This window comes from Tolypothrix sp. VBCCA 56010, assembly GCF_050875635.1.
Classification (GTDB): Bacteria; Cyanobacteriota; Cyanobacteriia; order Cyanobacteriales; family Nostocaceae; genus Hassallia.
The window spans coordinates 1-21,571 of the sequence record NZ_JBPAOH010000131.1 but is presented as its reverse complement, the minus strand read 5'-3'; the positions used below and the strand labels follow the sequence as shown (position 1 = coordinate 21,571).

Below are 21,571 nucleotides of genomic sequence, written 5' to 3'. Positions count from 1 at the left end.
GAAGCATAAGTACTTTTAAGATATTTAGTATCACCTAGCACCTAAAACTACGCAATGGCTGGTTAGCGATCGCCTTGAGGAGAAAACTTTTTGGTTTACTGACACTACCTTTTTGCTGGTGCTGATTGTCTCAAAAATCTTGAATTATGAGAAAGATTTTAAGCTTATGCTTTTACATAACCTTTGTAAAAATATTTATTATAACTTAATTAGTAGTATTAGAATTGATGAACCGAAAGTACCACTTGCTGAAATAAATAAATCGCTAATCTTAAATTCCTAAAGATACTCTAATATTTTGCACAATTTCCTCTGGCGACTGGGAAACATCAATCGAAATCGCCTCTGTTGGCTCCTCAAGGGTATCAAACTGGCTTTTAAGAAGTTTTTCACTCATAAAATGATTGTGACGCTTTTGCAAGCGTTTTTGAATCAACTCAAACGAACCTTTAAGGTAAACTAACTTAACACCTTCATTACCAATTAAAAGATACTGACGATAACTAGCTTTTAGTGCCGAACACGCCAAAACTACATTTTTATTTTCTTGCAGCCAATGTTGTATTGCTTGTTGCATTGCTAGCAACCACGGCATTCTATCTAAATCGTTGAGGGGAATACCGTGGCGCATTTTCTCAATATTTTCTAGGGAGTGAAAAGAATCGGCATCTCTAAATTCCCATTGCAAAGATTCTGCCAGCAGTTGCCCAATCGTAGTTTTACCAGAACCAGAGACACCCATCACAATAATTATCATTTATTATTCGCATTTTTTAATTATAAAAGGAGAACCGATATCTATTTGCCAAGTTTCATCAATAAATTCCATATTTTCATCGAAAATTAGAGACACTTCCCCAATTTTTTGATAATTAGTATTCCTCAATTCCTCAAAACTATTTATATCAGCTTTGAGAATAAATTTAAGTTGAATCCAGCGTGATTTATGCGTTGCGCCAATGGAACTGCTGATTAATTCAGCAGAAAGCGAACGAGGTAAGATAATTTCTTCAAAAAAGTTATCATCATAATCCCAATAGCCGCACACTTTATAATCACATAGTTCCAAATGTTCTGTTATCAGTGCATTTGTATCTATATTTTCTAATATTTCAGTTAAATCCTGCCAAACTTGATGATTTTTTAGTTCCAGTTTAGTCATGGCTTTATCTTAATTAATGTTCTGTTGCCAAACCAGGAAAGTGTAAAACTCCATCTATAATCTTTCCATGAAACCGACGGTCTCCTCCTTTTCCTAAAACTTTGGTTTTAAAATTGTAGCCCTCTTCTTGAGAAGGAACAAGACCTGTATTACCACGAGTAGGTACTTGTCCTTTTTCTATTGCTTTTAAATGTTTATTGTTTTGGTCATATTTTATCCCCAGTTTAATTTGCTCTTGACTAAAAGATAATAACTGACCATTAATTGTTTGATATACAGTATCCGGTTGAATATCTGCCCAATTATTGGGTAGAGGTTCCATTTAATTTAAGACTACTCCCTTCCCGCTACAAGATTACCTATCTTCTTTTTCTTCTTCCTTAGTGTACTTCGTGTCTTTGTGAGTCCAGCCCCCGTCTTGGACGCCACTTGCTTTATGCCGGGAGACCCGTCCACCGCAGTGGCTCCGCTTTCCGTCACGATGGGGGACTGGCGAACCCGTTCGCGCAGCGTCTCCCTTTGGGAGAAGGGCGGTTCGTTAATAGGCAATCTACCCTGCACCGAACGCCTAACGGCGAACGAGCGTGACAGGAGTAGTTACAAACATTATTAATAGAGACGCTTGGGTATCGCGTCTCTACAAAGGTGATTGATTTCTACAAGCAAGTGTAAAAACCAAATTTAGGCTACCTTACTCCAACTTATATAAGGTAACTTTGCCGCAGTAGCCCGAACTTGTTCAGAAGAAGCAACCAACTGACCGCAAGCATCCCAAGTGCCGGCAACAAACATGTTTTTCGCACCTTCACCCATTGAAACTGTGCCAGTAAAATCGCCACATTGCACTTGCATTGTTTCCAAATTCACCGTCATCGATACTTGGGGATTGTTTGTAACAATTTCTTGCAATTGTTTGACAGTGGCAGCATCAGCCGTAACGCAGGGAATTCCCATTGCTACACAGTTACCGAAGAAGATTTCGGCAAAGCTTTCACCGATGAGCGCTTGAATACCCCATTTAGCGATCGCTTGCGGTGCATGTTCCCGCGAAGAACCACAGCCAAAGTTGCGGTTAACTATTAATATCGAAGCACCTTGATATTGCTTTTGGTCAAAAGGATGCTCACCTTTCAATCCTGTTCTGTCATCAGCAAACGCATGTTCGCCCAAACCATCAAAAGTGACACAACGCAAATACCGAGCCGGAATAATGCGATCGGTATCAATATCATCACCCACCAAAGGAATACCGCGTCCGGAAACTGCTTTAACTTCACTTACCATACTAGGGATTAGGGATTAGGGACTAGGGACTAGGGATTAGGGACTAGGGATTAGGAATTAGGGACTAGGGACTACGGAGGACTAGGAATTAGGGATTAGGGGAATAAAGAATAATTTTCTTCCCCAGTCCCCAGTCCCCAGTCCCTAGTCCCCAGTCCCCATTTACAACAACTCGCGCACGTCGAATACTTCCCCTTTCAATGCTGCTGCCGCAACCATCGCCGGACTCATTAATAAAGTACGACCGGAGGACGAACCTTGGCGTCCTTTGAAGTTGCGGTTAGAGGAAGAAGCGCTAATTTGCCGTCCTTCAAGTTTATCGGGATTCATCGCCAGACACATTGAACAGCCTGCTTCGCGCCATTCAAAACCGGCTTCGGTGAAGATTTTATCTAGTCCTTCTGCTTCCGCTTGCTTTTTCACTCGTTCCGAACCTGGGACGACAAAAGCTTTAATTCCCTCAGCAACGTGATGACCTTGGGCAATTTTGGCAGCTTCGCGCAAATCGCTGATTCGTCCGTTGGTGCAGCTACCAATGAAGCAAACATCAACTTTCGTACCTTGGATAGGTTGACCGGGAGCCAAATCCATGTATCTGTAAGCTTCTTCGGCAAGAGTGCGATCGTCTGCGGGTAGTTCGTCGGGAGTGGGTACAGCTTGGTTAACTCCGATACCTTGACCGGGGGTGATGCCCCAAGTAACGGTAGGCGGAATTTCGGCGGCATCGAAAGTTACCACATCATCATATTCGGCATCAGCATCGCTTTTGATCGATTCCCACCAAGCAACAGCTTTATCCCAATCTGCGCCTTTAGGGGCAAAGTCTCTACCTTTGAGGTATTCATATGTAACTTGGTCGGGATTGATGTAGCCGCAACGCGCACCACCTTCGATGGACATATTGCAAACAGTCATCCGTTCTTCCATGCTCATTTGCTCGAAGGTGCTGCCTGCAAATTCGTAAGCGTATCCGACACCACCTTTGACGCCGAGGGTACGAATGACATGCAGAATGACATCTTTGGCGTAGACACCGGGTTTGAGTGTGCCGTTAACTTCAATTTTGCGGACTTTCAGTTTGGAAAGAGCGAGGGTTTGAGAAGCGAGGACATCCCGCACTTGACTGGTACCGATACCAAAAGCGATCGCACCAAATGCACCATGAGTTGATGTATGGCTATCACCACAGGCGATCGTCATTCCTGGCTGTGTCAGTCCCTGTTCTGGCGCAATGACATGCACAATTCCTTGACTTCCGCAACCAATGTTATAAAATGTAATGTTATTTTCTTTACAGTTTTGCTCCAGCGCTTGCATCATTTCTTCTGCCAGGGTATCCACAAATGGACGTGCCTGATTTTCTGTGGGCACAATATGATCCACCGTGGCGACAGTCCGCTCTGGAAATAATACCTTTAAATTGCGCTCTCGTAACATTGCAAAGGCTTGGGGACTGGTGACTTCATGAATCAGATGCAGTCCTATAAACAGTTGCATCTGTCCTGATGGCAGTGTCCCAACTGTGTGCAAATCCCAAACTTTATCAAACAGTGTACCCTTGCTCATACTCAATTCGTCCCTGGATCTGTCGGATCTATGATGTTATCAAAAAAGTGAACTCGCAATGGGCATCGGGCAATGGGCAATGGGCAATGGGAATAAAAAGAAGCTAGACGTATTTTACTTGCCTACTTGGACGATGCCCCATGCCCGATGCCCCATGCCCATTGCCCCTTTTTTATTCCTTTAATCACAATAGAAAAGCTTGTTAATTATGTCCAATATATTTTTCCAGCTTAACTAATATCTTTTAAATATGAGTTAAGTAGGTCGGCTTTTGATTATTAAAATTTGCATTCTGCCAAACCCAAATATTGAATGCCTTCTGGAGTAACTTGAAAACGACAGGGTAAAACTTCCAAACCGAGAGCGATCGCACTCCGCAACAACTGACCATATATAGGGTCAGTAATATCACCTGGGGCAAAATGCGTACAATCACCCCGATTAATAAAGTAAAGCATCACCGCACGACTTTGAGGCAACAGCGCCATCAGTTCCCGCAGGTGCTTTTGTCCCCTTGTCGTCTCCGTATCGGGAAATAACGCCAATCTTTTTTGCGCCAAAGTTGTATTTTTTACTTCTAAAAAAATCGGGCGTTCCTCATTACTTCCTGTCAAGAAAAAATCAACTCGACTTTTTTTATCTTGTCCATAAACCACCTCGCCGCGAATTTGGCTATATCTACCCAATTCAGGAAAAAGGTATGTTGCCAAAGCTAGCTTCACTATTCGATTTGGCAAAGCAGTATTAACACCTACCCAAGTTGGCTCATTATCATGTACCTGAATCAATTCCAAAGTATAAGGCAATTTGCGCTTCAGATTATCGCTTAAAGATAACTGCACCGCACTCCCAGGAGTGGAAACCCCAGTCATCGGTCCTGTATTCGGACAGTGCGCTGTCACTATCTCCCCAGAAGCAAGTTGAACATCTGCAAAAAAGCGCTTGTAACGCTTCAGCAAGATACCAGGATATAAAAGCGGGTAGCGGTAAAGCCAATCATTCATCATTTTGGGAATTGGGAATTGGGCAATGGGCAATTGTTTAATGGGCATTGGGCATTGGGCATTGGGCAATGGGCAATTGTTTAATGGGCAATTGTTTAATGGGCAATGGGTAATGGGCAATTGTTTAATGGGCAATGGGTAATGGGCAATTGTTTAATGGGAGATTTTTTCCATGCCCTATGCCCTATGCCCCATGCCCCATGCCCCATGCCCCATGCCCTATGCCCTATGCCCCATGCCCCATGCCCCATACCCAAATCCATTGATTTTGCAGTAATTTTGCTTAAGGTAGCTAAAAATCAATACTAGGCGATAACCATGCGTGAAAATCAACTTAAACGAAAACTCAAGCGGGGTGAGGTTGTCCTCGGTCAATTTATGAACTGCGCTTATCCGGCGTTTATCGAAATCTGTGGACACGCAGGATTTGATTTTGCGGTGATTGATATGGAGCATGGATCGCTGCACACACTGGCTGCGGAAGACCTCTGCCGTGCGGCAGATTGCGTAGGAATTGCCCCAGTGATTCGCGTCAGAAAGAATGATGCACCGCAAATTCAAAGAGCGCTTGACATTGGTAGTGCTGGGGTGCAAGTGCCGCAAATTGAAACGAAATCTGATGCTGAAGCTTGCGTTAAGGGAGCCAAGTACAGTCCTCTCGGTTTGCGGGGACTGTCATTCGCCACGCGATCGGGTATGTACACAGCAGCAGGAACGCAAATCACAGACAAGTTAAACGAAGAGTCTTTAATTGTCGTTCATGTCGAAGGTAAGCGCGGTGTGGAGAACATTGCAGAGATTGTTAGTGTACCCCACATTGACGTTATTTTTCTCGGTCCCTACGACTTATCGCAGTCGCTAGGTATTCCCGGTCAGGTAAGAGATCCGCGTGTTATTGAGTTGATGCAGCAATGCGTCACTACTATTCGCGACTCCGGGAAAGCAGTCGGCACTTTTGCCGACAATCCCGAAATTGCCAAGCAGTGGATTGACGCAGGAATTCAATACATTGGGCTGGGGGTCGATGTAAGCATCTTCTTAAAAGCCTGTGAAAATTTAGTCAACGCCGTCAGGAGGAATTAATCAACTTGTCCCTGTAGAGACGTTGCGGACTGAACGTCTCTACTTGGGGGAATCGAATCACCTGCTATATCATAAAAGGTAAATTTCTGTAGTCTATTTAACGACATTTACTAAAAAAATAATTTATACTTAATATATAATCCCAATAGAAAAATTGGGAAAGTATCAATCTGCAACCCGGAAAGTATTATGCAAAAAGTATCGAAATCGATGCAATTAGAATATGCCTTTATGTTTACATTGCGAAAGGTAAATTCTATAAATCCAGCAGGTTTCAAGCAGTTTTTTAATGATTTGCCTCTAGACCCTTATATTAAAGGTAGCTATCGCTTTAGAAGATTATCTCGTTTTATAGTTTCTGAAAATAAATTAAGCAAATTACCTCATGGCTACCTTTTTCAAAGCAAAGAATACAATCCATTAGTGGGTGATGTTAAAAGAGAGTTTGCAGAATTAGATGATGCACTCATAGAACTTGATATTTTTCAAAATATGGTTTTAGCGTTTAGTGATTCTTGTAAACTTCACCCAGAAGCCGAAATAGGAGTTCATCAAATTAGAACGACTTGTTCACCAAATAATTTAGGAAATCCCGCACCTGAAGGTATTCATCAGGATGGTACTGATTTTATCGGGATATTTTCTGTTGACAGAGAAAATATTCAAGGTGGAGAAACGCATCTTTACGCTGCCAAGAAAGAAAAGCCTGTTTTTAATAAAGTTCTCAATTCTGGAGAATTACTCTTGGTTAATGACCATGAATTTTATCATTTTACTACTCCGATTAAACCTCAGAGTGACGCTTTGGGAACAAGAGATGTTTTTGTTTTAACTTCCCCAAGTTTGCTTTCTGATTAATTGAGTATAAAGATTGAAAATTTGGGCGTTGCTAATTGACAGTATGAATGTTTCGCGCACTCGTAGCGAAGAACAATTCATCCTCGTTTAGCAACGCCTAATTTTTTAAGTGATGATGTAAACTGGAATTGAGGCTGATTATTTTTACTTATTCGCACTAAGTAGATGAGCATAAATAAACGCGGAGTGAATGTAGTAAGGGCTACCCTACGGGAAAGCTCCGCTAACAGCCCTTAAAATGGTTGATATGAGCGGTAAACCGCTCACTACGAATCAAAAATGTTAACTCGTTGCTTGATGGCACTGCTACTCTTAACCAATGTCGGCTGCTCAAGCTTGTACAGAGCGGATGTATCGAGTTTATACATTCAGAATAAGTCAAATAGGTTCGCGCCGATCGCCTCCAACCCAAAAACCGTAAAAAACAAAAATATGGCTTTTGATTTAAAATCCTACCAATGGAAAAACCGCCTTTTGCTAGTGTTTGCACCTGACGAAAATAATCCCGCTTACCAAAAGCAAATGCAGTTATTTCAGACCCAACAAGCTGATTTTTCTGAGCGAGATTTACTATTGGTGGAGATATTGACAGAAGGTACAAGTCGTGCATCTGGGAAGGCGATTGATGAAGCAGATGTTACGAAAGTGCGATCGCGTTTTCAAGTTTCCCCCGAAGATTTTCGAGTCATCTTAGTAGGTAAAGATGGTACCCAAAAGCGCAGCGACTCCAAACCCGTCGAGGCAAAGGTAATTTTTAACGAGATAGATGCAATGCCGATGCGTCAGCAGGAAATGCAAAAATAAAGTAGAAGATAAATGTCCAAGTATGACAACATATATGCAATTGTCCGCCAAATACCAACAGGTAGAGTGGCAACTTACGGACAAATAGCAGATTTAGCTCACTTGTACGGAAAAGCGCGTTTAGTCGGATATGCTCTCTATCAAGTTGATATTAGTTTATCAGATATACCTTGGCATCGAGTGATTAATGCCAAAGGCGAGATATCCCACTCAATGCAGCGAAACGGCACAGATTACAAACAGCGATCGCTTCTGGAAGAAGAAGGAATAAAATTTAACCCTCAAGGGAAAATCAATTTGCGTGAGTATCTCTGGCAACCTGAAGATAAATTCGTAGTGAGCGATTTCTCGCTCAATTTCAAGGACGCGCATTCCTGACGCGCGAACTTTCACAACCCATCAACAAAAATTGTAATAAACATCTGGGAAAATGAATTATGCATCACCCCAAACCCAAGGTAAGAGACAATTCATGAATTGTCTCTACATAATTTCTGGAGATGTCTAATAGTTAAAAATTAGTCGCACACTACTCCCCTCAACGGTAGGATGGAAAAAGCAGAGCGAGCATTATCCAGCCGCAAATGTGCTGAGTAATACTTAATACACACAAAATAATATTTAACAATAAATATCTATGGATTCGACAGTTCCCCCTAAAAGTCGCAAGTTGCCAACCCAAGCAATAGGTGCGAAGATTTTCCACTCTTGTAATATCATTAGTTTGTTTATCATGCTCACTAGTGGGCTACAAATTTACAACGCTAACCCTGTTTTTGGCGGACGTGCAGGTTTACACATTCCCCCTCTATTTACTTTAGGAGGTTGGCTTGCCGGAGGCAGACATTGGCATTTTGCGGGAATGTGGTTATTTTCGCTGAATCTATTGTGGTATGGAATTTATGTTTTAATTACCCGACGCTGGCGACATCGGTTTGTAAATATAAATGATATCAAAGCATTACAAAAAACTCAAAACTCCAAACGTTTAAGTTATGCTTGGCATCGCATCGTTTATACAGCTATTATTCCCATCCTACTGCTGGCTTTATTCACAGGAATAGGCATGTATAAACCTGCTCAATTTTCCTGGATTGTTGATATGTTTGGCAGTTGGGAAGCATTAAGAATTGTTCACTTTTCTTCAGTACCAAGCGTTATCCTGTTTGTATTAATTCACTGGCAGTTAGGGCGCAAAGCTGGAGGGGAAGAGTTGACTGAATCGATGTTTTGGTAGTGTTGAAGGGAGAAAAAGACTATTTACACACAAATAACAAATAACTAATTTTATGAATTTAATTCGCGTACCTCGTTCTCAATTAACACGCCGGAGATTTTTACAATTTTCCGGCATTTCTGGCATGGGTTTTCTTCTTAGTGGTTGCGGCGCACCGATACTTGAAGATGTTGTGGGTAAACTTTCTGAACCGTTAAATCAGAAGGTTGAAACATTATTATTTAATCCCCAAAAGCCTGTACCTGAATTCTCCAAGAGTGAGATTAAACCAGAAGAGTTGATAATTAATACTTTCAAAGATACTCCAATTATTGACCAAGCAAAATATCGCTTAATTGTTGATGGTGAGGTCAACAATCCTCTCAGCTTGAGTATGGCAGATATTCAGGCTTTGCCGCTGACTTCAATGATTATTCGTCATATTTGTGTTGAAGGTTGGGCAGCGATCGTGCAATGGGGTGGTATACGTTTGCGGGAAATTGTTGCCCTTGCCCAACCGAAAGGAAATGTCAAATTTGCTTACTTTAAATCTGCTGATGGTTATTACGAAAGTTGGGATATTGCTTCAGTATTGCATCCCCAGACTTTGTTAGCTTATCAGAAAAATGGCGAACCTTTGCCAGTTGATAATGGTGCCCCCTTGCGTTTAGCTTCGCCAATTAAACTTGGTTATAAGCAGAGTAAGTGGGTGACTCGGGTTACTTTGGTTAGTTATTTGTCACCGATGAAGGGTTACTGGGAAGACCAGGGTTATGAATGGTATGCAGGGCTGTAAAAAGTTCTGTTAGTTTTTGTGTTTTTTTGTTTGAAATAATATGAACTTTTTTGATAAATTGAGTCAGGCGATCGCCCAAAATCAAAGCTTACTATTTGTCGGGCTTGATCCCAATCCAGAGATGATGCCTGCTTGCTACGCTTCTAGTGATATCATCTCTAGTTTGTGGGATTGGTTGCAATTCATTATTGCCGAAACAGCCGAACAAGTTTGCGTTTATAAACCGACACTCGGCTTTTATCAAGCTTTGGGTATTCCTGGTTTAGAATTGCTGCAAAAAACTTTAGCATCTATCCCGGCTCACATTCCAGTTATTTTAGATGCCAAACACAGTGATTTAAATACCAGCACAATTTTCGCCCGCACTGTGTTTAGTAAATTGAATGTGGATGCAATCACTCTCAGTCCCTATGCCGGACAAGATAATGTCGCACCGTTTTTGGTTTATCCTGGGAAAGCGGTATTTGTTTTATGTTGTACTTCTAATTCAGCCGCCGAACCTTTACAGCAATTTCCGACAGCGGAAACACCCTTTTATTTACAAGTAGTAAAAGAATCAAAAAATTGGGGTACTCCAGAACAATTAGGTTTAGAAGTGGGAACAACAAAGCCTGATATTTTTGCCCGCATTCGAGCAGATGCGCCGGAACGAATTATCATGGCTCGTAGTATCTGGGCAGAAGGTGGCAATCTTAATCAAGTTTTAGCGGCTGGTTTGAATACTAATGGTGAAGGTTTGCTGATTCCGGTTCCTCAAGATATGTTGAGTTCAACAGAATTATCTGAAGAAGTTCAGTCTTTAAATGCCCAAATTAATCAAGTAAAAACTGAAATTATCCAAGATGTTTCTAGCTGTTCTCTATGGTTGCCAGATGTTTGTTTTTTGGATCAACATCCGCAACAAGATTTAATTTTGCAACTTTATGATATTGGCTGCATTATATTTGGCAACTATGTCCAAGCATCGGGAGCCACATTTCCTTATTACATCGATTTACGCAAAATAATTTCTAATCCGCAAGTTTTTAATCAAGTTCTTATTGCTTATGAAGAAATTTTGGTCAAGCTAAATTTTGATAGGTTAGCAGGTATTCCCTACGGTTCTTTGCCTACTGCTACTGGTTTATCTTTACGTCTTCAATGTCCGATGATTTTTCCTCGTAAAGAAGTGAAAGCACACGGAACCCGCAGGGTAATTGAGGGTGATTTTCATCCTGGGGAAACAGTTGCGGTAGTTGATGATATTCTCATCAGCGGTAAAAGTGTTATGGAAGGGGCAGAAAAGTTGAAATCGGCAGGATTAAATGTGAATGATATTGTAGTTTTTATCGACCATGAACATGGCGTAAAAGACAGATTACGAGAAAATGGTTATCAAGGTCATGCGGTTTTAACTATTTCCGAAATTACACAAACGCTGTATCAGGCTGGACGGATAAATGATGAGCAATTTTCAGCTTTGAAAGAAGCCGATTAGATTTGTTGCTTCACCAGCATCATACCGCCGTCACCCTAGAAGGGTGCGGCTACACAAACAAAGTCCGCCTGCGCGGACTAGAAAAATTTAGCGTTTTGAAGCCTGCGTGTGCCTGCTTTGTATTTGAGCCAGCGGCTTCCAGCCTGAAGGCGAAGCTACAAAATCAATGATTTCCTAACCCGCGTAGGCGGGTTTTGTCCGTGTAGCCCCAGGCTTCCAGCCTGAGGGCGCAAAATGTGAGCAAACTCAATAATTATCTGTGCTTTTATATCCTAAAATTTGTAGGATGGGCAATGCTCACCCTAAATCTGCTAATTTGAAATTAATTATGACTGTTTCACTCAATCAATTACTTAAATGGTTAGTTATAACGCTGATATTTCCTTCAGTTTTTCTCAATGGTTGGCTAGTATTTCGAGTTTTTCAATATTTTCAACCTTTGGTGACAACTTTTGTTTTGGCAATTTTGCTAGCATTCATTTTGAATTACCCTGTTTCAATTCTTGAGGAACGTGGAGTTAAGCGTAGCTATGCCATCGGATTAGTTTTTTTATTTACTATTATAATTTTAGCTGCTTTGGGTCTTATTTTGGTTCCCATTGTATTAGAGCAGTTTCATGAAATGCTTAAACAGCTTCCGCAATGGATTGATTCTAATAAGCAAAAACTTTATATTTTAAATGATTGGGCTATAAATCACAGTTTAAAAGTAAATTTTAGTCAAATATTTACGCAAATAACACACCGATTGCCTAACGAGTTGGAGTTTCTCGGAGACAAAATTTTTAGCGCAATTTTAGATGCTATTGATAGTATTTCTGAAGCAATAATTACAATAGTGCTAACTTTTTATCTTTTAGCTGATGGCAAGAGAATATGGGATGGGATATTTAAAAAGTTACCTTGGAGTTTTGGTCAGAAGGTAAGGCAGTCGATTCATAAAAATTTTCAAAATTATTTGATTGGTCAGGTAGCTTTGGCTTTGTTGATGGGAGTTTCACTGACAATAGTGTTTTTGCTTTTCAAAGTTCCCTTTGCTTTACTCTTTGGTTTGGGAGTAGGAATTTTGAGTTTAATTCCTTTTGGTGATGTAGTAAGTCTTGCGGTTGTAACTTTAATAATAGCGTCACATGATTTTTGGTTAGCAGCGAAGGTTTTAGCTGCATCTGTTGTAATTGACCAGTTAATTGACCAGGCGATCGCTCCCCGTCTTTTAGGTAGTTTCACAGGACTTAGACCAATCTGGGTGTTAGTTTCTTTGCTGGTAGGAACTTATATCGGTGGGTTGTTGGGATTGCTGATTGCTGTACCTGTAGCTGGTTTTATTAAAGATGCAGCAGATAATTTTGTTTCTATATCTGATTATTCAGATAATGTTGATCGTAAGGAAAAATCACCTGAAATGTTAGTGAATGAGTAAATGCTGGGGGTACTTGCATTATTGCCACAGTTATATCTTAGAGGGTGTTTATAAATAAAATATTATGTAGGGTTCGGCTTATTGCAGTGTGGATATTCCTCCTGCAATATTGCCGTTGTGTTACGGCTATTAAGCCGTAACGCACCGATTAAAATGGTGCGTTAAAGCGAAGCGTAACGCACCCTACTACTATAGTTATGTCTGAGTTGTGAAAAATCAATTTAGAATGAACGAACCGCATTCGGCTTTGCCGTTGCCGAAGGCTAGACGCAAAGGACACGAAGAGAAGAAAGAAAAAAGTTTTATGAATCATTTAGGATTGCTATATAAACGCATACTGAAAAGGGAACTATGATAGTAGTTCCTCTAATGTGGTGCAAATCCGATTATGGATATTAATAATTTATTGATTTGGATAGTTTGTTTATCATGCGTTACTACCACGATTTATGCTGTTCGTACTTCTTTTCATCACAATCGTGGCTGGATTTTTGTTTCTACATTTATCTTTGTTGTGACAGCAGTCACATCTTATCTAATTCCCAATTTAGGTGGTTTGGTTGGGGGATGCTTTTGGCTGATTTTCATACTCATACCCAATCTTGTCAACAGAAAAGTTAATCAACTCGTTGCTCAACAACGTTACCATCAAGCCAGCAAATTAGCTCAATTTGTGTCTTGGTTGCATCCTGCGGATGGTTTACGGGAAAAACCGGAAATGTTACGCGCTTTGGATTTAGGTCAGCAAGGAGCGATCGCTGAAGCTATTTCCATTTTAAACCGTTACAAAACGACGGATACACCAACTGGTCGATCTGCCATTGTTACACTTTACCAAATCGATGCTCGTTGGGAAGAAATGCTGGTATGGATACAAGAAAATCTATCTGAAGCAAGATTGCAGAAAGATAGCGAAATGCTGCTTTACTATTTGCGATCGCTTGGCGAAACTGGCGATTTAAATAGTTTACTGCACGCATGGGAGTATTATGAACGCAGCATCGAGCAAATACCTAACTTAATCACGCGCAATTTAGCACGTATGTTTGTGTTAGCGTTTTGCGGTAAAATAGAACAGGTAAAAACATTAATTAATGGTTCACTAAGAATTTATTCGCCAACAATTCAAGTATTTTGGCTAGCAACAGCTAATCTTGCAGCAGGAAATGAATCATTAGGTAGAGAACAGTTATTAAGTATCCGTGACAGCAATGATATTCGCTTTCATGGTGCGATTGAAAGACGTTTATCTCAACCTGTAGTTGAAGCTGAAACAATATTAACTGATAAATCCAAACAAATTTTATCTCGAATCAGTGCTGAATTATTGCAAGAAGCTAAATACAGCGGCAAAGCTGACTTAACGCAACCTAAACCAAATGCGACTTACTTTATTATCGGGTTGAATTTATTTGCTTTTGCCTTAGAAATTCAATTTGGTGGTAGCACTAATTTCTTGACTTTGTACCGTTTAGGTGCATTAGTACCAACAGAAGTTATCAAGGGAGATTGGTGGCGTTTATTTACTGCTGCCTTTTTGCACTTTGGTTTTTTGCATTTATTAATGAATATGTTTGGTCTTTATGTCTTTGGTCGTTTAGTAGAATTTAATTTAGGAATAGCACGATATTTAATATTGTACCTCACCACTGGTTTAGGCTCAATGCTAGCCGTTACTTGGATGTCAGTAATGGGATATTCTAAAACTCAATTTGTGGTTGGTGCATCTGGATGTGTGATGGGTTTAGTTGGTGCTTTTGCCGCTATCTTGTTCTACGACTGGCTAAGACATAAAACGCGAATCGCATCTAAGAATTTGCGGGGAATTTTATTACTAATTCTGCTACAAGCAATCTTCGATCTGACAACTCCACAAATCAGCTTTGTTGGACATACTTCCGGGGTAATTATTGGCTTTGTGGTAGGGTTTTTGTTGAAAGTTATTGGGAAGTAAAATTTAGCGTTGCTAAATATTAGTATAAAATCCCTAATTTATCGTAGAGACGTTCCAATGGAACGTCTCTACAACCTTTTCCAATATTCAGCAACTCGCTTTTGCCACTGTTGCCAGTAATTATTCATTGCTTCTGAATCAAACCAAAATACCTCAGCCGGCATCTCTGGAATCGCTACCACCAATAAAGCATGATTTAACTTAATATCATAATCTCGATAATAATCGTTTACGGCTCCCATATACGCCACAAGTTGCAGTGGATACTCATATAAACGCTCAATTGAATTTTTCGGTTTATCTGCTGTTTTCCACTCGCAAATGCAGGGAATGCCTTTATAACTAGCAACACAATCAACTTTTCCTGAATAGCTCAAATCGTAGTGAAAAACTGAGCCTTCAATCAGCTTCACTGTGTCAATTTCTTTCAAAATCGGTTTGATACTTTCCCAATAAGGAAGACTTCCTTCCGGACAAATAGGATTTTCACCAAGTAAATAGCGCTCAATTTGTTTGTGGGTTTGAGTTCCCCGACGACTTGCGGTTGTAGAAATGCGGGTAGCTTCTTCTGTACCTACACGCGCTTTCCAGTTGAATAGTCTGTCACGTTCTTCTTTTGGTTTCGTGGCATTAAGTATAGTTGTCACACTCGGAAAGCGACTACCTTTTGCATCTACATAATATTGTTTACCATTTTCCCGGACGGATTTGGCATTTATACGGGGTAGCAGTTCGGTATCAAATGGCATCAGTTGAATTTGATTTTCAGAATAAATTACTTTTTTATGCCTTAAGGCTTACCTCTAATACCAGAGGTAATATTCACCCATGTTAACTAAAGTTGTAAACGAAATCACTTTTTCTTGTTCTTGTGCGTTCTTGCCCTTTTCCTAAATAACTGCAAGAGGTATATGTACACTAACTTCATCTTAATATTTCTCAATATTTTGTTGCTTTTTTGCATTATTGGCAACAAGTATAAATTATACATAAAAATAATAATATCTTATCTATTTGTTTTACTTAACATTAGAAGAGAACATCTTGACAAAGCCAGTATATTAAAATACAGTTATTAGCTAACACACAGCTTATAATTACAGCAAAGAAAAAGAACTTGTTTGTAGACTAAAGACAAGTAATAAAAAAGAATTTGGATAAAACAAATGAACAGCAAAATTATTGCAGCCTTGGCAATCATCGCAAGTGTTACAACCTTGGGAAGTTCAGTTTACGCCCAATCACCACCAAACACGCGACAATATACGTTAACTGGTGGTTCTCTCAGCGGAATTAATAATAGAACAGCACAGGACGACTACGCCAAATTTTTTGCACCAAGCAATTCTGCAAACGCTCGTGGCAATAATAGTAGAGAAACAATTGTACCTACAGGTGTTTTGCAAATCGGCGATGGTGTCCAACTAAGGAGAGCTGACGAACCTCTAACACTGCCAGACACTCCGATTATTCTGCAACCGGCTCAGTCTGATAATGAGATTAATGATGGGGTGCAAGTACAGCTTGTTGGTCAATAGCATTGATTTTAAGCACAAAGCGTGCTTACTACGGCTTTTTCTCAATCGCTGCGGTTAGGGAAGTGATTTAGTCGGTGTAGAATCAAATAGCCCCTCTGCCTTGCGTAGTTGAAAAGCAACTCAAAGACAGAGGGGACTTTATTTATAGGCGATACTCCGTTCGCGCAGCGTTCCGCAGGAAAGGAGTCGCTCCGCGATCGCCTAGATCGCAGCAAAGATAAATTGGCAAAAATGTCAAGAAAGTAAACACTTTGCAGTAAAATTATTCCTTTAGATAGAGGAGGGCAAAAAAGATGACTCGTGCGATCATCGTGCGCCACGGTCAAAGCACATATAACACAGAAAAACGTGTCCAAGGTCGCATAGATGCGTCCACCATCACCGAAAAAGGTCGTAATGATGCCAGTTTAGTCGGCAAAGCCCTCAGTAATATTCAATTTAATGCAATTTACAGCAGTCCTTTACAACGAGCGAAAGAGACAGCAGATATTATCCAAAGTGAATTGACAATTCATTCTAGAGAATCTATTGTTGGGCAAACTTCTCATAAATTGCTGGAAATTGACCTTCCTTTGTGGGAAAAAATGCTCACTGCTGATGTCAAGCAGAAATTTGCCGACGACTACCGCACCTGGAAACAACGTCCTCACGAACTGCGGATGCTAGTTCCAGAAACTGAGGGAACAAGAGAACATTTCCCAGTTTTAGCTTTATACGAACAAGCGCGGCAGTTTTGGCAAGAAATTTTGTCTCGCCATCAAGGACAAACGATTTTGATTGTCGGGCATAACGGTATTAATCGAGCGTTAATCAGCACAGCGCTGTCGATATCTCCATCTCGCTACCATTCCATACAGCAATCTAACTGTGGCATCAGCGTTTTGAATTTCTCTGGGGGATTAGGAGAACCTGTTCAACTAGAATCGATGAATCAGACGCAACATTTAGGCGAAACTCTGCCTTCGTTGCGACCGAATCATCAAGGAATAAGATTATTGCTAGTGCGTCACGGTGAAACTGAATGGAATCGCCAAGGTAGATTTCAAGGACAAATTGATATCCCCCTAAACGATAATGGTAGGCTTCAGGCACAAAAAGCCGGCGAATTTCTAAAACTTGTAGCAATTGATTTTGCCGTTAGTAGTTCAATGCTGCGTCCAAAAGAAACAGCGGAGATTATTTTACAGCATCACAAAAGTGTAAAGTTGGATTTAGTTGATGGTTTAAGAGAAATTAGTCACGGACTTTGGGAAGGAAAATTTGAAAAAGAAATAGAGCAAGAATATCCGGGAGAATTGGAACGTTGGCGAACAATTCCCGACAAAGTACAAATGCCCGAAGGGGAAAATCTGCAACAAGTGTGCGATCGCAGTATTGTTGCTTGGCAATTCATAGTTGAAACAGCAATCTCAAATCAACTTCAAACCGGCTTAGTAGTCGCTCACGACGCTACAAATAAAACCTTGCTTTGTCATATTCTCGGTTTACCATCAGAAAATTTCTGGAATTTCCGTCAAGGAAATGGCGCAATCAGCGTTATCGATTACCCTTCCGAACTGAATGGTTTACCAGTACTGCAAGCAATGAATATCACCACTCACTTAGGTGGAGGCGTACTCGATAAAACCGCAGCCGGCGCACTGTAAAAAAAGTGAGGAGTGAGGAGTTATGAGTGAGGAATAAAGTTAGGACGAAGAAGCAAAAAGTAAATAACTTCGCTTTTCTTAACTTTTAACTCCGCGCCTCCTAACTCCTAACTTCTAACTCCTAACTCAAAATTTTTATGACTGAACTGCTGCAACAAGTACGAATTATCGACCCAGTTTCTGAAACTGACCAAATAGCTGATGTGTTGATTGCTGATGGTTATATCAGTTCCGTCGCAGAAACTATTTCTGATATTAGTGCCGATACTCAAATCAGAGATTGTCGGGGATTAATTTTAGGATCTGGGTTGGTAGATTTATATAGTCACTCCGGCGAACCTGGTTTTGAAGAACGGGAAACTATTACCTCTTTGTTGCAAGCTGCTGCTGCTGGCGGCTTTACAAGAATTAGCATTTTACCCGATACATCTCCACCGATTGATAATCCAAGTATGGTAGCGCACTTGTTGCACATGGGGAGAGGGGGAGTGGGGGACAGGGGGAGTGGGGGAGTGGGGGACAAGGAGACAAGGAGACAAGGGGACAAGGAGACAAGGAGACAAGGAGACAAGGAGACAATTCTTTCTCCCCATCCCCCCATCCCCCCATCCCCCCCTCTCCCCCTCCCCCTCCTCCACCTCTGGGGTGCTATCACTCAAGATGTTGCAGGAAAGCAGATGACCGAGTTGGCAGAATTGGCGGCTTCTGGGGTGGTTGGTTTTGCTGATGGCGTAACTATTGAAAATTTGGGGCTGGTGCGTCGAGTGTTGGAATATCTCCAACATGCAGGGAAACCGATCGCCTTTTGGTGTTGCGATCGCCTTCTTATGTCCAATGGAGTTATGCGCGAAGGACAAGACTCTATTCGCTTAGGTTTACCAGGAAATCCCGCTATCTCTGAAACTGCCGCGATCGCTTCTTTGTTAGAATTAGTCGCCGCTATCGGTACCCCTGTCCATATTATGCGCGTTTCCACCGCCCGCAGTGTCGAACTTATCGCCAATGCAAAATCTCAGGGTTTACCCGTCACCGCCAGCACTACTTGGATGCACCTTTTACTTGACACTAAGGTAATTAAGAGTTACAATACCAGCCTGCGTTTAGAACCACCTTTAGGCAATCCCAGCGATTTAAGGGCTTTGCGTGCAGGTGTGCGGATGGGAATTATAGATGCGATCGCTATTGACCATACACCGCATACTTATGAAGAAAAAGTGCAAGCGTTTGCAGAAGCTTTACCAGGGGCAATTGGTTTAGAGTTAGCATTACCGCTGTTGTGGCATTATTTGGTAGAAAGCGGTGAATTTACAGCTTTGGAATTATGGAAAGCTTTGAGTAATCGTCCTGCGGAGTGTTTGGGACAGAAAATGAGTGCGATCGTCAAAAGTGAAAAGGCAGAATTGACTTTATTTAACCCCCAAGAAAGCTGGAAAGTCAACAGCGAAAATCTCTACACTTTATCTTGTAATACACCTTGGTTAGGACAACAGTTAACAGGTCGTGTCGTGCAAACTTGGTGTTAAATATGAATTAAAGCACCAAAAATAAAATTACAAAATGACAATTAACGCTCGTAATTTCTCCCTAGAAGATGTTCAACGTCTTTTCGGCTTTCAAGAAGAATATAGCGAGTCATTTACTCCAGTTTTGTCATTAGAACCTTTGACAGAATTGGAACAACAGGAACTTGTACAAATACGGGATGATTTTGATAGATATTTAACAACGGGCAAAGTTTCCAAAGGGCAAGTAAAGTTTCTTGTAGTTGCTCCTTTAATGCGTTTAGCGGGATTTTATCGCTATCCTATCCAGATTACTTTAGAAGAAGATATAGCAGATATCAATATAGAAGATGAAGATACAAAAATTACTGGTAGGATGGATATTCTAGCTGTTAGTAAAGCTAAACGCATAACAGCTAATGCATCTTTTTGGATATTGGTAATTGAATCTAGAAATAGTAGCGTTGCCCCAATAGAGGGTTTGCCGCAATTGCTAACATACGCCTATAAAAGTTTACAGTATCAAACTTCGGTTTGGGGATTAGTGACAAACGGACAATATTATCAGTTTGTGTATATCAAACACGATGCTCTAATTTATCAGCTAATGCCAGTGTTGAACTTTATGGAATCTCAACGTGCAATTGATTTGCTACAAGCTTTGAAAGCAATTTCTCAGTTATAGCGTGATGTGCAACTTATTCTCGGAACCCCACTTCCATTCCTCTCCCCCGCAGGGAGAGAGGCTTTGATTTTTACTTTCCTTCCCTGGTAGGGAAGAGGTTGGGGGTTAGGTTTGAGAGAAAGTCGCATACGGCATGTTATAGCAATAAAATATAACTTCTGAGGAAGAATTACATTATGGAAACAGATACAGATATAAGAGTGAAAGTGACCGCAGAAGGTCAATTAGAACTTCCAGCAGAAATGCAGGCAAAACTGAGTCCTGGCGATGAATATATGGTATCAATAACAGAAGCAGAAATTGTGCTGAAAAAAATCCACAAACCGAGTGTAAACCTAGATGAATTTCTCCAACGCCTTGATGAATTGGAACCAGACCCTAATCAACCTTCTTTAGAAGAAATTAGTTAAATTGTCAAGGAAGTGCGACGGGAAAGACGTTCTAAAGCATGAGGATTGTATTAGATGTCAATAACGCACCCTACGAAACTGACAAATCTTGTGCGTTGCAGCCTAACCCACCCTGCAATAAATTGATTGCTCATAGCTCAAGTCTACTAAAGTAGACTAGATATGCTTTTCAGTCTACTTTAGTAGACTTATGCTGTTAGCTTGGGAATTGATTCCCAAGCGAGAGGAAAACGAACGGACAAGATTTTGAAGAGTTTTGTCAGTCAACCACGGTAACAATTCCAATAAGCTTTGATATTAACTTTTTATTCATGTCGCGTAAACAGCGTTTTTGAAGTTGGGTAAAACTCTGGATGAATGCGCTGCAAAGTATCGAGGATTCTGTAAAAAATATCGCCCTAAAGCCAAGCCAGAAAATCGCAACTACTGGAGAAGCAAGTTATTAGCAGGGTTGAAGGCTAAAAAAAAGGCGAAGAAATCCTCTCCAGGGCAAATGAGACTACCTTGGGATGAGTGGGAAGCAACGAACCAAGAGATAGAAAATAAGGTCTTTTGCTATTCTCTCAACTTCTTGTAGCTCTCGTTGGCTTTTTGCTTCAATAGTGACTTCTTTAACTTTATCTCCAACTTTCATATTAATTTTCATCGGCTTGTCACCCAAGCGATCGCCCAAAAAACCTAAAAAGCTTTTGACATTCTTCATGCTTACTTCAGCACTCCGATTAAAGTGGCAAACCCTTTACTTCCCGCTTCCGGGTTCAAATCTTCCGTGCGATCTGCCTTCTCTACCTCATCCAAATCCCGGATTTACCGTAGCAGCTTGTTCGCTATTTTTTAACGTCTCTCATCATCTAACTCTGGATCTGATACGGCAAAGGTGAATTTAATAATTCTATCGCCTGTCATTTTAACCTTTAAAGTCGCGTCATCTACATGGTAATAGATTACACTTTCAGATTTGACGTTCCGTCAGAAAAAAGATAGCCCAAAAGCGATCGCGTGTCGATTGAATTTATACCAACGCCAAAAATCTCCCTCGCGATTGCATCGACTGACAATGCGATTGTATCGAGTGACAATGGGATTGCATCGAGTGACAATGCGATTGTATCGAGTGACAATGCGATTGTATCGAGTGACAATGCGATTGTATCGAGTGACAATGC

At 40.8% G+C, this 21,571-nt stretch carries 25 protein-coding genes; 17 read left to right on the top strand and 8 right to left on the bottom strand.

Features of this window, described 5'->3' with window-relative positions; all coding sequences use genetic code 11:
• Nucleotides 1–271: 271 nt before the first annotated feature.
• The 5 genes from AABK37_RS31300 to leuC form a co-directional block, all read right to left on the bottom strand.
• Nucleotides 272–757, bottom strand: coding sequence for a gluconokinase (locus tag AABK37_RS31300; protein WP_432555385.1), 486 nt, complete (start codon nucleotides 755–757; stop codon nucleotides 272–274).
• 3 nt (nucleotides 758–760) lie between these two features.
• A complete protein-coding gene (locus AABK37_RS31295) occupies nucleotides 761–1,162 on the bottom strand; it encodes a hypothetical protein (protein ID WP_432555384.1) in 402 nt (133 codons plus the stop codon).
• 13 nt (nucleotides 1,163–1,175) lie between these two features.
• Nucleotides 1,176–1,484, bottom strand: a complete 309-nt coding sequence (locus tag AABK37_RS31290; RefSeq protein WP_089129713.1) for a hypothetical protein — start codon at nucleotides 1,482–1,484, stop codon at nucleotides 1,176–1,178.
• Nucleotides 1,485–1,843: 359 nt separating this feature from the next.
• Nucleotides 1,844–2,446, bottom strand: a complete 603-nt coding sequence (leuD, locus tag AABK37_RS31285; protein ID WP_432555383.1) for a 3-isopropylmalate dehydratase small subunit — start codon at nucleotides 2,444–2,446, stop codon at nucleotides 1,844–1,846.
• A gap of 162 nt (nucleotides 2,447–2,608) precedes the next feature.
• Nucleotides 2,609–4,012, bottom strand: a complete 1,404-nt coding sequence (gene leuC / locus AABK37_RS31280; protein ID WP_432555382.1) for a 3-isopropylmalate dehydratase large subunit — start codon at nucleotides 4,010–4,012, stop codon at nucleotides 2,609–2,611.
• Between the two features lie 58 nt (nucleotides 4,013–4,070).
• On the opposite strand from leuC, the gene AABK37_RS31275 reads away from it, so the two are divergent.
• Nucleotides 4,071–4,196, top strand: coding sequence for a hypothetical protein (locus AABK37_RS31275; RefSeq protein ID WP_432555381.1), 126 nt, complete (start codon nucleotides 4,071–4,073; stop codon nucleotides 4,194–4,196).
• 94 nt (nucleotides 4,197–4,290) lie between these two features.
• On the opposite strand, the gene sfsA is transcribed toward AABK37_RS31275, so the two are convergent.
• Nucleotides 4,291–5,016 carry a DNA/RNA nuclease SfsA gene (gene sfsA, locus AABK37_RS31270; RefSeq protein ID WP_432555387.1) on the bottom strand — a complete coding sequence of 242 codons (726 nt, stop codon included), beginning with the start codon at nucleotides 5,014–5,016 and terminating at the stop codon, nucleotides 4,291–4,293.
• Nucleotides 5,017–5,150: 134 nt separating this feature from the next.
• Here sfsA and AABK37_RS31265 point away from each other — a divergent pair, with 134 nt between their 5' ends.
• The 10 genes from AABK37_RS31265 to AABK37_RS31220 all read left to right on the top strand — a co-directional run bounded on the left by AABK37_RS31265 (nucleotide 5,151) and on the right by AABK37_RS31220 (nucleotide 14,624).
• The gene (locus AABK37_RS31265) at nucleotides 5,151–5,282 is read left to right on the top strand and encodes a hypothetical protein (RefSeq protein WP_432555380.1); all 132 of its coding nucleotides are present in this window, start codon (nucleotides 5,151–5,153) and stop codon (nucleotides 5,280–5,282) included.
• Between the two features lie 52 nt (nucleotides 5,283–5,334).
• Nucleotides 5,335–6,099: an HpcH/HpaI aldolase family protein gene (locus AABK37_RS31260; protein ID WP_432555379.1), complete on the top strand. Its 765-nt coding sequence runs from the start codon at nucleotides 5,335–5,337 to the stop codon at nucleotides 6,097–6,099.
• 189 nt (nucleotides 6,100–6,288) lie between these two features.
• On the top strand, nucleotides 6,289–6,957 hold the full coding sequence (locus AABK37_RS31255; protein WP_432555378.1) for a 2OG-Fe dioxygenase family protein: 669 nt from the start codon (nucleotides 6,289–6,291) through the stop codon (nucleotides 6,955–6,957).
• A gap of 279 nt (nucleotides 6,958–7,236) precedes the next feature.
• Entirely contained in the window at nucleotides 7,237–7,761 is a 525-nt protein-coding gene (locus AABK37_RS31250) for a DUF4174 domain-containing protein (protein ID WP_432555377.1), read from the top strand.
• A gap of 12 nt (nucleotides 7,762–7,773) precedes the next feature.
• Complete coding sequence (locus AABK37_RS31245) at nucleotides 7,774–8,139, top strand: MGMT family protein (protein WP_432555376.1); 366 nt, start codon at nucleotides 7,774–7,776, stop codon at nucleotides 8,137–8,139.
• A 259-nt stretch (nucleotides 8,140–8,398) separates the two neighbouring features.
• Nucleotides 8,399–8,998 (top strand): cytochrome b/b6 domain-containing protein, encoded by a 600-nt coding sequence (locus AABK37_RS31240; RefSeq protein WP_432555375.1) that lies wholly within the window; start codon nucleotides 8,399–8,401, stop codon nucleotides 8,996–8,998.
• Nucleotides 8,999–9,050: 52 nt separating this feature from the next.
• Entirely contained in the window at nucleotides 9,051–9,773 is a 723-nt protein-coding gene (locus AABK37_RS31235) for a molybdopterin-dependent oxidoreductase (protein ID WP_432555374.1), read from the top strand.
• Nucleotides 9,774–9,813: 40 nt separating this feature from the next.
• The gene (locus tag AABK37_RS31230) at nucleotides 9,814–11,250 is read left to right on the top strand and encodes a bifunctional orotidine-5'-phosphate decarboxylase/orotate phosphoribosyltransferase (RefSeq protein WP_432555373.1); all 1,437 of its coding nucleotides are present in this window, start codon (nucleotides 9,814–9,816) and stop codon (nucleotides 11,248–11,250) included.
• A 328-nt stretch (nucleotides 11,251–11,578) separates the two neighbouring features.
• Complete coding sequence (locus tag AABK37_RS31225) at nucleotides 11,579–12,670, top strand: AI-2E family transporter (RefSeq protein ID WP_432555386.1); 1,092 nt, start codon at nucleotides 11,579–11,581, stop codon at nucleotides 12,668–12,670.
• Between the two features lie 388 nt (nucleotides 12,671–13,058).
• On the top strand, nucleotides 13,059–14,624 hold the full coding sequence (locus AABK37_RS31220) for a rhomboid family intramembrane serine protease (RefSeq protein WP_432555372.1): 1,566 nt from the start codon (nucleotides 13,059–13,061) through the stop codon (nucleotides 14,622–14,624).
• A gap of 68 nt (nucleotides 14,625–14,692) precedes the next feature.
• Here AABK37_RS31220 and AABK37_RS31215 read toward each other — a convergent pair whose 3' ends face one another.
• On the bottom strand, nucleotides 14,693–15,373 hold the full coding sequence (locus AABK37_RS31215) for an exonuclease (RefSeq protein ID WP_432555371.1): 681 nt from the start codon (nucleotides 15,371–15,373) through the stop codon (nucleotides 14,693–14,695).
• A gap of 417 nt (nucleotides 15,374–15,790) precedes the next feature.
• Between AABK37_RS31215 and AABK37_RS31210 the strand changes: the two genes are divergently transcribed.
• The 5 genes from AABK37_RS31210 (at nucleotide 15,791) to AABK37_RS31190 (ending at nucleotide 20,405) form a co-directional block, all read left to right on the top strand.
• Nucleotides 15,791–16,162 carry a hypothetical protein gene (locus AABK37_RS31210; RefSeq protein WP_432555370.1) on the top strand — a complete coding sequence of 124 codons (372 nt, stop codon included), beginning with the start codon at nucleotides 15,791–15,793 and terminating at the stop codon, nucleotides 16,160–16,162.
• A 293-nt stretch (nucleotides 16,163–16,455) separates the two neighbouring features.
• Entirely contained in the window at nucleotides 16,456–17,808 is a 1,353-nt protein-coding gene (locus AABK37_RS31205) for a histidine phosphatase family protein (protein WP_432555369.1), read from the top strand.
• Between the two features lie 137 nt (nucleotides 17,809–17,945).
• A complete protein-coding gene (locus AABK37_RS31200) occupies nucleotides 17,946–19,331 on the top strand; it encodes a dihydroorotase (RefSeq protein WP_432555368.1) in 1,386 nt (461 codons plus the stop codon).
• A gap of 34 nt (nucleotides 19,332–19,365) precedes the next feature.
• Nucleotides 19,366–19,995 carry a restriction endonuclease subunit R gene (locus AABK37_RS31195; RefSeq protein ID WP_432555367.1) on the top strand — a complete coding sequence of 210 codons (630 nt, stop codon included), beginning with the start codon at nucleotides 19,366–19,368 and terminating at the stop codon, nucleotides 19,993–19,995.
• Between the two features lie 176 nt (nucleotides 19,996–20,171).
• Nucleotides 20,172–20,405 carry a hypothetical protein gene (locus AABK37_RS31190; RefSeq protein ID WP_432555366.1) on the top strand — a complete coding sequence of 78 codons (234 nt, stop codon included), beginning with the start codon at nucleotides 20,172–20,174 and terminating at the stop codon, nucleotides 20,403–20,405.
• A gap of 499 nt (nucleotides 20,406–20,904) precedes the next feature.
• On the opposite strand, the gene AABK37_RS31185 is transcribed toward AABK37_RS31190, so the two are convergent.
• Entirely contained in the window at nucleotides 20,905–21,108 is a 204-nt protein-coding gene (locus tag AABK37_RS31185) for a hypothetical protein (RefSeq protein WP_432555365.1), read from the bottom strand.
• A 255-nt stretch (nucleotides 21,109–21,363) separates the two neighbouring features.
• On the opposite strand from AABK37_RS31185, the gene AABK37_RS31180 reads away from it, so the two are divergent.
• Nucleotides 21,364–21,571 (top strand): hypothetical protein (locus AABK37_RS31180; RefSeq protein WP_432555364.1); only part of this gene is annotated, 208 nt, incomplete at its 3' end.